At 32.8% G+C, this 10,278-nt stretch carries 10 protein-coding genes; all 10 read right to left on the bottom strand.

All coding sequences use genetic code 11. The features are described from left to right. Nucleotides 1-79: 79 nt before the first annotated feature. The 10 genes from ACTNDN_RS23850 to ACTNDN_RS23805 all read right to left on the bottom strand — a co-directional run bounded on the left by ACTNDN_RS23850 (nucleotide 80) and on the right by ACTNDN_RS23805 (nucleotide 10,125). Nucleotides 80-1,522: a hypothetical protein gene (locus tag ACTNDN_RS23850; protein WP_349205456.1), complete on the bottom strand. Its 1,443-nt coding sequence runs from the start codon at nucleotides 1,520-1,522 to the stop codon at nucleotides 80-82. 72 nt (nucleotides 1,523-1,594) lie between these two features. Further along, complete coding sequence (locus tag ACTNDN_RS23845) at nucleotides 1,595-3,088, bottom strand: alpha/beta fold hydrolase (RefSeq protein WP_251628546.1); 1,494 nt, start codon at nucleotides 3,086-3,088, stop codon at nucleotides 1,595-1,597. A 410-nt stretch (nucleotides 3,089-3,498) separates the two neighbouring features. Next, nucleotides 3,499-5,142, bottom strand: a complete 1,644-nt coding sequence (locus tag ACTNDN_RS23840) for an FAD-dependent oxidoreductase (RefSeq protein WP_016204927.1) — start codon at nucleotides 5,140-5,142, stop codon at nucleotides 3,499-3,501. 60 nt (nucleotides 5,143-5,202) lie between these two features. Then, nucleotides 5,203-6,501, bottom strand: a complete 1,299-nt coding sequence (locus tag ACTNDN_RS23835; protein WP_016204928.1) for an arsenic transporter — start codon at nucleotides 6,499-6,501, stop codon at nucleotides 5,203-5,205. A 15-nt stretch (nucleotides 6,502-6,516) separates the two neighbouring features. Continuing rightward, entirely contained in the window at nucleotides 6,517-6,846 is a 330-nt protein-coding gene (locus ACTNDN_RS23830) for an ArsR/SmtB family transcription factor (RefSeq protein ID WP_016204929.1), read from the bottom strand. Nucleotides 6,847-7,013: 167 nt separating this feature from the next. Further along, nucleotides 7,014-7,352, bottom strand: coding sequence for an ArsR/SmtB family transcription factor (locus ACTNDN_RS23825; RefSeq protein ID WP_016204930.1), 339 nt, complete (start codon nucleotides 7,350-7,352; stop codon nucleotides 7,014-7,016). Nucleotides 7,353-7,465: 113 nt separating this feature from the next. After that, nucleotides 7,466-7,675: a hypothetical protein gene (locus ACTNDN_RS23820; protein ID WP_016204931.1), complete on the bottom strand. Its 210-nt coding sequence runs from the start codon at nucleotides 7,673-7,675 to the stop codon at nucleotides 7,466-7,468. 22 nt (nucleotides 7,676-7,697) lie between these two features. Beyond that, the gene (locus ACTNDN_RS23815) at nucleotides 7,698-9,068 is read right to left on the bottom strand and encodes an NAD(P)-binding domain-containing protein (RefSeq protein ID WP_109769256.1); all 1,371 of its coding nucleotides are present in this window, start codon (nucleotides 9,066-9,068) and stop codon (nucleotides 7,698-7,700) included. Nucleotide 9,069: 1 nt separating this feature from the next. Then, nucleotides 9,070-9,597, bottom strand: coding sequence for an arsinothricin resistance N-acetyltransferase ArsN1 family A (locus tag ACTNDN_RS23810; RefSeq protein WP_016204933.1), 528 nt, complete (start codon nucleotides 9,595-9,597; stop codon nucleotides 9,070-9,072). A gap of 69 nt (nucleotides 9,598-9,666) precedes the next feature. Beyond that, the gene (locus ACTNDN_RS23805) at nucleotides 9,667-10,125 is read right to left on the bottom strand and encodes a MarR family winged helix-turn-helix transcriptional regulator (RefSeq protein ID WP_016204934.1); all 459 of its coding nucleotides are present in this window, start codon (nucleotides 10,123-10,125) and stop codon (nucleotides 9,667-9,669) included. Nucleotides 10,126-10,278 lie beyond the last annotated feature (153 nt).

Here is a 10,278-nt window from a genome sequence, read left to right as displayed (position 1 = left end):
CGCTTGGTGGCCTTTTTGTCTAGTTGGGGGACTCGTCCCCCAACTAGACAAAAAGGATATTTATTCTCCCACAAACATTTTACTCATACTCTAGCCATTTATAAATAATGTCAGTTATTGGTGTATCCTCGAATATATCTAATACTTGACCAGTACGAGTCACACTTAACCACATACAATCATCTCGACGATATTCTTTAATTTTTTTACCAATTTCATAGATAATATTATCATCAAGATGAAAATCATCTGAATCTTCTTTTGTAAATTGGATATCTAAAATAAAATCTTTATAATCTGATGGCAAAGGTTCTAAGTGCCAATTTAATCCCGGACCCGCAGAGAATCCATCTGTTTCTTTAGGTGCTTGTAAATCTCCTTTTAGAGTAAAAGGATAAAGTACAAACTTCCTTAACCTATTTTTTAATAATGGGAAGAATGTTTCAACAATCTCTTTATATCCAATAATCACTTCTTTATAAATTTTTACAGTTCTTATATATAGCTGTTCATCGGAGTAGGCACTCCATACCCAATTGTCTTTAGGATTTTCAATATCCTCCCCAGGTATCGGACATTCTACAACATTAATACCTTTAATCTCTAAATTTGCAATGTAATCCTTATACAATGACATTGGAACTCGTTTTTTATTTACATTTATATCTGAAATATTCTGATATTCTTTTTCAATTCTAGATTTTATTTCATTTATACTGATACTTTTGGTGTATAAAGAGCCTTTCCTGACTATTTTTAAGGAAGTGCTCCACATTAATTCTTTATAAATTATCTCTGTACAGATGGGCAATGCCTTATTTTTAATTATTTTTGTTAATTTACCCCTTAATTCCTCGAATGTCCATCTCCAATACCAACTTGATCTATCACCTGGTCTAGCTCCTTTATAACTTAGCCAGTCATATTCAATCTTATTTCCATCTAGGATATTGATTTCAGGCAGTTTTTTTCTTCCCCTATACCAAGATATATATAACCATTCGTCATCTTTCATTATTCCAATAGGTAGGATAGTTCGATTCATATCCACTGGTGCAATAATATCAGCTAAGATGCCTAAAGATTTTATCCAAGAACTCATGGTCATTCTAATTTTTTCTCCACATTCTTGTGTTGATAAAGAGGTTATATCATTATGAATTCCCCATTTTTTTATACTTTCCTCTATTAGTACTGAAGCAAAACCTGGTACCTTTTCTACAATTTCGCGAAGAATATTGTCAATAGTATCCTCCTTAAATATGGTAATTAGAATAATAAGAGGATATTTCCAGTAATCTAAAGTACCCTTTTCAATTATGTGATTAATATTTATCATATTTTCGGATAACGACTTAGCAGCAAACCATTGATTCAATATCGGAAGAACAAATGATATGTAACCATTTTCTTCAATAATCAAACCACTGTTTAAGAGACTCCTAACTTCGACAATGTCACCTATTTCAGTCTTTTTAACAGGAACATTTCCACTGCTAGTACTTATCATAGCTAAATTCATTAGTAACTGATTTGTATTTGATTCATTTATTTCTACATTTTTAAAGGCGTTTTCTATTAAGTATGCTAGTAGTTAGCCACTGGTATTTGGGATTATATTATTTGTTTTTCTTAAATATAATCCAAGTAAAATCGCGAAAAGAGGACGTTGAATTACTACTTCTATGTCTTTAGGTAGATTGTAAAAATGATAAAGTTTTTGCTGATTATTGATAAAATTTACTATCTCTAATGCTTCATCTTCATTCAAACCTTTCATTCTTATCTTTTCAGAGATATTAGCAAAAATACTTAATGGTCTGCTTGTAAGGATTATGCAGAGATTATCCCATCTTTCAATAGCAATACGCATATTTTCTAATATATTTGATGCGATTGATACTGATACTTCATCCATTCCATCTACTATAATCCAGTATCTTTTTGATTTATCAAGAACTATTTTTTCTAGATACTTTTGAACGTCAATGTCTAATTGTGCTGCATTTATACTTATCGGAATAGGAAAATCAAATTCATTCTCTGCTCTTAATAACAAATCTAAATAAATCTTATCAATAGCAAAAGATTTACCTAGTCCAAACTCACCTTCTATTACTACTAATCGTTTTTCGTCAGTTGGCTTTAAATATTCAAAATTATAGTGTTTATTCTCTAAAAAATATAAAGCTTGTTCTTTATCCAAACCATTTGCCTTAAGTCGTGAAATAGATTTTGCTAAAGTTAGCTTTCTTTGCTCATCTATTATTTTTTTTTTTAATACAATATCTCTTTCAAAAATCTCATTTACTGCTTCACTAACATGTCTGTAACTTATAGAACTATGATTTTCTACTTTTAAGATCCCACTATGATCTCCTGGAAGAGGAATTCCTCCTGTCCATTTCGATCTGACAATATGTGGAATGGCGCTGTTTTCTGGCACAATAGTATCCTCTGTTCCAAAGAAAAATTTAAAATCTAAATTAATTGTTTCTAAATGCTTTTGCCATAATCTTATCGTTTCATCTAAAAAACTGCTATTAGGCTCTAAAGATGGAATTTGAGCATGCTTGTTTATACTCTTTATTAATTGATTATATAAAGCAAATGAAGAACCATTATATGGTGTAGCTAAACTAATCATACCTTTTACATTATGAGTTTGATTATGTTCAAGTTCCTCGAGAATATATCTTATAGCTACTAATCCACCCATACTATGACCGATTAATAATACATTTTTATATTGCTTAATTTTTTTCGAGTCAATTTCTCTTTTTAATTCCCTAGCCAAAGTTTCAATAGTAGTAAAAGGACCTTTTCCAACAGAAAAACTTTTAAATTTACCTAGTTTAAGTTTTTTAATTCCCATTAGAGCCAATAATCCGTTTGCTAAATGGAATGTATCATAAGTTATTTCCGCTACATCTACATTTTTAAATGTATCATCAGTTAAAAATAGATCTATCCATGAAATACCATCCTGTTTCCATGTATTATCAGATGCACCAAGTCCATGTATCAGTACGATTAAATTATCATTTTTTATATCATTTTTTTTATGTAACAATAAATTTAACGCCAATTCAAATCCCTCATTTATCCATATATAACAAAATGTTAACACTCATAGTCAATTATACCAAGATATGCTTCATCATTCATTACAATAAGCGAAATACATTGAAACTTCGCTATCTTTCAAAATTACTAACTTTCACCATCTCTTTATCTTTTGAAACAAGATTGTAAGTTTGATTAGAGTTCATTATATCAATTTCTATCTGGAACGAAAAAATCATAATAATCACCTTGTATAATTATTCTGCTCCCATAGCGACATAAGGAAGAGAAGTTCCAATAATTCAAGGGAAGCACTCATTTGTTTAAGTACATTTTTTTACAAGCTCTTCTTCTTAACTTAGTATTGGATATATAACACTTTTGCAAAAAAAGACCCCAAGTACTCTACACCCGAGGTCTAAATGTTAATTATTATTTGTTCTTCATATAATTTTGGTAATTCTTATTTCCACCAGAAAGATTATATATATCATTAAACCCTAAGTTACGCAAAACATTTTGTGCAGCATTCCCAGTGACTCCACCATTACAGTAAGTTACGGTTGGTAAGTTACGATCAAGCTCTCTACTTTTCACACGTAATTCACCTAGTGGTATATTTATTGCACTCTCCACTTTTGATACATTATGTTGTTTTGGTGCTCTGGTATCAATTACTTGAAGAGCTTCTCCTTTTTCTATTCTCTCCGTTAGTTCCTTTGGTGTAATTAGCTTATTTTTCTTTTCAATAGCATTTTGCAGAGCCATTCCAGTGTACATTACTGGATCTTTTGTTGTACTGAATGGAGGTGCATAGGCAAGATCTAGATGGAATAAATCTTCTGCTTTTGCTTTAAACGTCATTGCTGTTACAAATACATCAATCCGTTTATCTACACCTTCTTCTCCAACTATTTGTACACCTAATATTCTGCCAGTTTCTCTATCAGCAATTGCTTTAATAACTAATTCTTTTCCTCCGAGGTACTCTGCTCTAGCCGGTTTAATATTATGAAGTATTTCGATATCATAGCCTTCTTCTAATGCTTCTACTTCATTCATACCTGTTTGACCAACAGCCAAATCAAATACTCTTAAGATACCAGTACCTAAAATACCTCGGTGTTCTAAAGAACCTCCCGTTATTACATCTCCAGCTATTCTTCCCATTTTATTAGCTGTACTTCCTAATGGACGATAGATAGGTTTTCCTGTAATAACGGAGTAGCTTTCAGCAACATCACCAACAGCATAAACATCAGGAAGGTTAGTCTGCATTTTGGAGTTAACTGCAATAGCTCCAGTACTACCAATTTCAACACCGATTTCCTTAGCCAATTGTGTATTTGGACGAACACCCGTAGCTAATATAACAATATCCGTTTCAATAGCTTTTCCTGATTTAGTTTGTACTTCCTTCTTGCTTATCGCAGTTACCTCATCATTTAAGATGAGATTGACTCCTTTTTTAACTAAGTGTTCTTCCACTCGTGAAGCGATATCTTTATCCATATGTGCCATTACATGATTACTACGTTGTACGATTGTTACCTCTAAACCTCTATGAGTAAGCTGTTCTGCCATTTCTAATCCAATATAGCCAGCTCCTATGATGGTTGCTTTCTTTGGTTGGTTTGCTTTCATATATTGATCAATAGCTGCTGTATTTTGTATCGTACGAACTTGGAAAACATGCTCTCCATCTACTCCATCAATATCAGGTTTAATTGGAGAAGCCCCTGTTGCAAAAACCAATACATCATAAGAGTCTTCTTTTATTTCATTTGTATCTAAGTTCTTCACTTGAACTTTCTTCTGCTCGGCATCAATTGTAGTTACTTCATGACGAGTAAAAATATCTACGTTATATCGCTTTTTAAACCAAGCAGCACTTCTTGGAGTTAATGTTTCCAGATTTTCTACTTCTCCACCTAGAAAATAAGGAATACCGCATATGGAATAAGAAATGTCATAGTCTGCATTATATAGAGTGATTTCCGCATTTTCATCGTTCCTACGTGCCTTTGCTGCTACAGATGTTCCTGCTGCTACAGATCCTATAATTAGTACTTTCATATTTATATCCTCCAAAATTAGTATCAATATTACTCTGTATAATTAACAATTCCCGTTCATTTATGAAAGAATGGAAAGCCACAGATATAAGCCGATTAGAGTTATCAAAAGGGTTGGAATAGTTAAGACAATACCTGTTTTAAAATAAGTTCCCCATGATATTTTTACACCTTTTTGAGATAAAACATGGAGCCATAACAACGTTGCTAATGAACCAATTGGTGTAATCTTAGGACCTAAATCAGATCCAATAACATTGGCATAAATTAACCCTTCTTTTATTACTCCTGTAGCATTTGTATCTGCAATTGCTAATGCATCAATAAGTACAGTTGGCATATTATTCATTATGGACGATATGATTGCTGCAATGAATCCCATTCCCATGGTTGCAACAAACAATCCTTGGTCTGCAGCTGCTTGAATAACACTAGATAGCAGGTCTGTTAAACCTACATTACGCAATCCATAAATTACGACATACATTCCAATAGAGAAGAATACAATTGCCCACGGAGCACCCTTTACTACTTTCTTAATAGATACAGCAGCGCTTCTTCTTGCAAATACAAGGAAAATAATCGCAATTACACCTGCTATGATTGAGACTGGAATAGACAGGAATTCACTCACGAAATAGCCAATAAGTAAAACAGCTAAAATCATCCAAGATAAACGAAACATCTTTAAATCTTTTATTGCTTCTTGTGGTACTTTTAATTGATTTAAATCATAAACCTTTGGAATTCTTTTACGGAAATATAAGTACAACACCAGGATACTTGCTATTAAAGAAAAAATATTTGGCACAATCATTCTGGATGCATATTCTACAAATCCGATATCAAAGAAATCAGCAGAAACAATGTTGACCAAATTACTAACAACTAAAGGTAATGATGTAGTGTCTGCTATAAAACCACTTGCAATGATAAACGGAAAAACCATTTTCTCGTCTAACTTTAAAGCTCTAACCATCGCTAAAACGATTGGTGTTAAAATTAGTGCTGCCCCATCGTTTGCAAAAAACGCTGCAACAATAGCACCTAAAATAGCAACGTAAACAAACATCTTGAGTCCATTACCACCAGCAACTCTTGCCATATGTAAAGCTGCCCATTCAAAAAATCCTATTTCATCTAAGATTAAAGAAATAATAATGATTGCGACAAATGCAAGTGTTGCATTCCAAACAATTCCAGTTACGTCAATGACATCATTGAAATCAACTACACCAACAAGAAGAGCTAATATTGCCCCGCCACATGCTGACCAACCAATCGAAAGATTTTTCGGTTGCCAGATAACTAATGTCAGTGTTACTAAAAAGATAATTATTGCTAATATAGTTTGTAACAAAGCTGTTAACCTCCATTAATTACATATAATTCTTAAACCCTTTTCCTCTAGCCATAGTAATTTTTCTCTCTGACTTGGAACATGTTTTAATAACTCTTTAACTAATACGTAGTATTCACTTGTTGTGTTTAAAGAATAAACCACCCACTGACCTTTTCTTTGTTCTTTAACAATTCCAAGATCTCGCATCTTCCGTAAATGCTGGCTAATAGAAGGTTGTGACATATTAAAAAGTTCAACAAATTCACAGACACAACACTCCTGTTCATCCAACATGCTTACCATAGATAATCTTGTTTTATCTCCTAAAAGCTTTAATACATTTGCAGTATCCTTTATATCCATTACAGTTGCCAGATTTATTTACCTCCCTTAGTATCTTCAAAAAAAAATGGTACTCATGTAACCAATCAAAGATATTAATGAAGAACTCATTTGCGTATATAATTATATGCTTATATGTTAATTATAAAAAAAGTTAATGTCAACCACATTAACCCTTATTATTTTATTTATTCACAAGAAATACGCATTCCGTTTTCCTCAAGCCAAATAAATTTTTCATTTTGATTTGGAATGTAATTTAAAATGTTTTTAATCATAGGGAAATATTGATTTCCTTGCTCTAGAGAATAGATAACCCATTTGCCTTTTCTTTGCTCTTTAACCAGACCAGCATCTTTTAATTTTCTCAAATGTTGACTTATAGCTGGCTGTGACATTTGAAACACATCCACAAATTCACATACACAGCAGTCATTTATCATTAGCATTCCCATTATGGATAACCTTGTCTTATCACCTAGTAGTTTCAAAATATTCGCAATAGTATCTATTTGTTCAATAGTCATGTATAATCATCCGTTCCATTTGAATTACCTTTATACTAAATGGAGTAGTCATAGTATGCAAGAAAATAAGAGTTAGTTAAACTCTTATTTTCTCTTTTCAATAGTATATTTAATTAATGAGCTATTTCCTTCTCTAATTCGCAATAAGCTCGAATGAAATTACTATAGGATATAGATCCAAGTGTATTTTCTTTATTGCTAAATAATCTTGCAAAAGCCTTCTCTCTTGCTAATTCAATGGAAACTTCCAAACTATTCATGATTAATTTCAAGTAAGCTTTAAAATAATCTTTACTTAGATTGCCACCTTTATTTATAACCATATATAACCCTCACTCTTAATTATTAGGAGCAACACGAATTCGTCTCACAACTATTATTAGGTGTAATATTAGAGAAACTCACGCTACAAACCCCTGTCTCAGGTAAATCTAGCTCTACTTTTTCAGAAGATTCTATATCTCCTGCCATAAATGCTGCTATTGAACGTACCTGTTCATATCCTGTAGCCATTAAGAAGGTTGGAGCTCGACCATAGCTTTTAGATCCAACAATATATAGATTCTTCTCAGGCTGCCTCAATTCTTTTTCACCATGTGGACGAACTGTTCCACAGCTATGCAAATTAGGATCAATTAAAGGAGAAATTGCCTCTACACTTTCAGTAGCAAAATCAACTTTTGTACGTAATTCATTTAAAAAAGAGTAACTAGGTCGATTTCCTGTATTGACAATAACTTCATCAATCGATTCAATTTCCAGCTTTACACCGTTCACTTCTCCTATAATATTTAGCGTTGAGGTATTATTCCTTTTTATCAACTGATCTACTCTAAAGGAAGTGTGTACTTGAACGATCCCTTTATCCACCAATCCATGAATCCTGCTGCCTAATAATCCTCTTGCTTCTAAGGCATCCTTTTCCTCTCCACCATATGCATCCTCTACCCGTTCTTTGCGGATAATCCATATAATTTCTGTTTTAGGGTTCTTTTCCTTTAAAATCCCTAATTCTAATAAAGCATTAATGGCAGAGTGACCGCTTCCTATAACTGCTACTTTCTTATTTTTGTAGCGGTTTATACTTTCTCCCAAGATATCAGGTAACCCATAAAAAATGTTGTCCTTCAGGGATTTTTCTGATTCTAACCAAACTCCATTGGAGTTAGCTGGATTAGGATTTCCCCATGTACCAGTAGCATCAATGACAGCTCTTGACTCAAGAACTTGAATAGTCCCTTTATACTCTGTATAAATAACAAATGGGACATTCTCTCTGTTAGCTGTCTTCATTTTATCGGTATTTTTTTTGGCTATAGAAATGACTTTTGTATTTAAAGCTATTACTTCTTGTAATTCTGGAATCTTTGATAAAGGGATTAAATAATTTTCCACGAGTTCTTTACCAGTAGGTATTTCCTCAAGATTCGGTTGTTCCCATCCATCTCTCTCTAATAAAGTAGATGCTGCTTTATCGATGTTGTATTTCCATTGTGAGAATAGTTTTATATGCTTCCAAGTAAGGATGTTTGCTCCCACTTCTGTTCCAGCTTCTAGAACAATCACTTTTTGCTTATATTGAATCAAATGAGCTGCAGCAGCTAAACCTACAGGACCTGCCCCAATAATAGCAATAGGTAGTTCTTTACTGATAGTTGTATTTTCTTGAGTTTCATCCGATGGCTGACAGCAAGATGATAAGATAAAATCAGACATATTAATTACTCTCCTTTGTATTTAACAAATAGTAATCTTGATCAAAAAGCAACTTTTCCATTATCATTACATCTACAAATTTGCCTCTTAATCTTCCTTGATTTTTAAATAATCCAACCTCCCTATAGTTTAGTTTTCGGTATAAACCTTGGCCTAAAGTATTTATAGGAAATGTAGAGAGCACTAGTTTGTAGAAATCCTGTGATTTTGCTTCTTCTTCTAAGACATGTAATAGTTGCTGTCCTAGTCCTTGGCCCCTAAATCCCCTATGTATATATATGGATATTTCTCCTACGCAATCATAAGCAGCCCTACTATTGTATGGGTTAATCGAAGCCCACCCCATAATTTCTCCTTGTTCATTGGTTGCTACGAAAGCACAATATCTTCCATTATGAAGATTAAAACAATTGTAAATATAGTTTTCGTCTTTAGATTCTTCTTCAAAGCTGGCTATTCCATCTTCAATTCCTTGATTATAAATCTCTAATATAGCCGATAAATCCCTTTTCTCTACTTTCCTAATCATTTTTCCATCCCCTTAATTGACTTTTTCATTAATTGACTTTATCAACTATATTGTTTAATGAAGGCCACCTTATTTGGTGGCACAACTACCTAACCCATTATTTTTGTTCATTGCAACCAATAGCAAACTTAGACTTTCTAAAACCTGTTGATGCTTATCTTCCTGTATGTGCTCGAAAATATTACCGAGATACTCCATCATTTGATTGGAAATTTCATCTGCTTTCGATTCCCCTTCATCTGTAAGTGACAAAAGGACATATCTTCTATCATTAGGGTCTGGAACTCTTGAGATGAAGTGAAGCTCAACCAATTTATTAACCTGACGACTTAAAAGTCCTGTATCCATGATTAACTTTTCTGCCAATGTCTGTAGAGATATATTCGGACTCTTACTTAACTCATAGACAATGTGACTTTGCGATACTGTAATTCCACAACAGTCAGAACCATCTTTCTGAAGAAGTCCAAAGTCCCTTACCAACTGTTGTAACAACTCACGTATTTGAATTTTATCCTGGGTTTTCATATATTATCGCCTCTACACTAAATGATAACGTCATTAATTGATATTGTCAAATGTTAAACTTCCTAAGATTGAGTCAAGTTTTTGTGGGAGTTTTTTTAGCTCCCTTTTTATAAAATAAAACTTTTAATTTTGTATCCGCTTTCTAAACATTTT

Origin of the sequence: Niallia sp. HCP3S3_B10 (genome assembly GCF_052064465.1) — a bacterium.
Taxonomy (GTDB): Bacteria; Bacillota; Bacilli; order Bacillales; family Cytobacillaceae; genus Niallia; species Niallia hominis.
Note: the sequence above shows the minus strand (reverse complement) of the source record. Positions and strands in the feature narration are given on the sequence as shown.

Excerpts from the sequence above, each read along its gene's own strand:
- ACTNDN_RS23850 (WP_349205456.1), bottom strand. The coding sequence starts at position 1,522 with ATGAATTTAGCTATGATAAGTACTAGCAGTGGAAATGTTCCTGTTAAA.
- ACTNDN_RS23840 (WP_016204927.1), bottom strand. The coding sequence starts at position 5,142 with ATGAAAGTACTAATTATAGGATCTGTAGCAGCAGGAACATCTGTAGCA.
- ACTNDN_RS23830 (WP_016204929.1), bottom strand. The coding sequence starts at position 6,846 with ATGGATATAAAGGATACTGCAAATGTATTAAAGCTTTTAGGAGATAAA.
- ACTNDN_RS23825 (WP_016204930.1), bottom strand. The coding sequence starts at position 7,352 with ATGACTATTGAACAAATAGATACTATTGCGAATATTTTGAAACTACTA.
- ACTNDN_RS23820 (WP_016204931.1), bottom strand. The coding sequence starts at position 7,675 with ATGGTTATAAATAAAGGTGGCAATCTAAGTAAAGATTATTTTAAAGCT.
- ACTNDN_RS23815 (WP_109769256.1), bottom strand. The coding sequence starts at position 9,068 with ATGTCTGATTTTATCTTATCATCTTGCTGTCAGCCATCGGATGAAACT.
- ACTNDN_RS23810 (WP_016204933.1), bottom strand. The coding sequence starts at position 9,597 with ATGATTAGGAAAGTAGAGAAAAGGGATTTATCGGCTATATTAGAGATT.
- ACTNDN_RS23805 (WP_016204934.1), bottom strand. The coding sequence starts at position 10,125 with ATGAAAACCCAGGATAAAATTCAAATACGTGAGTTGTTACAACAGTTG.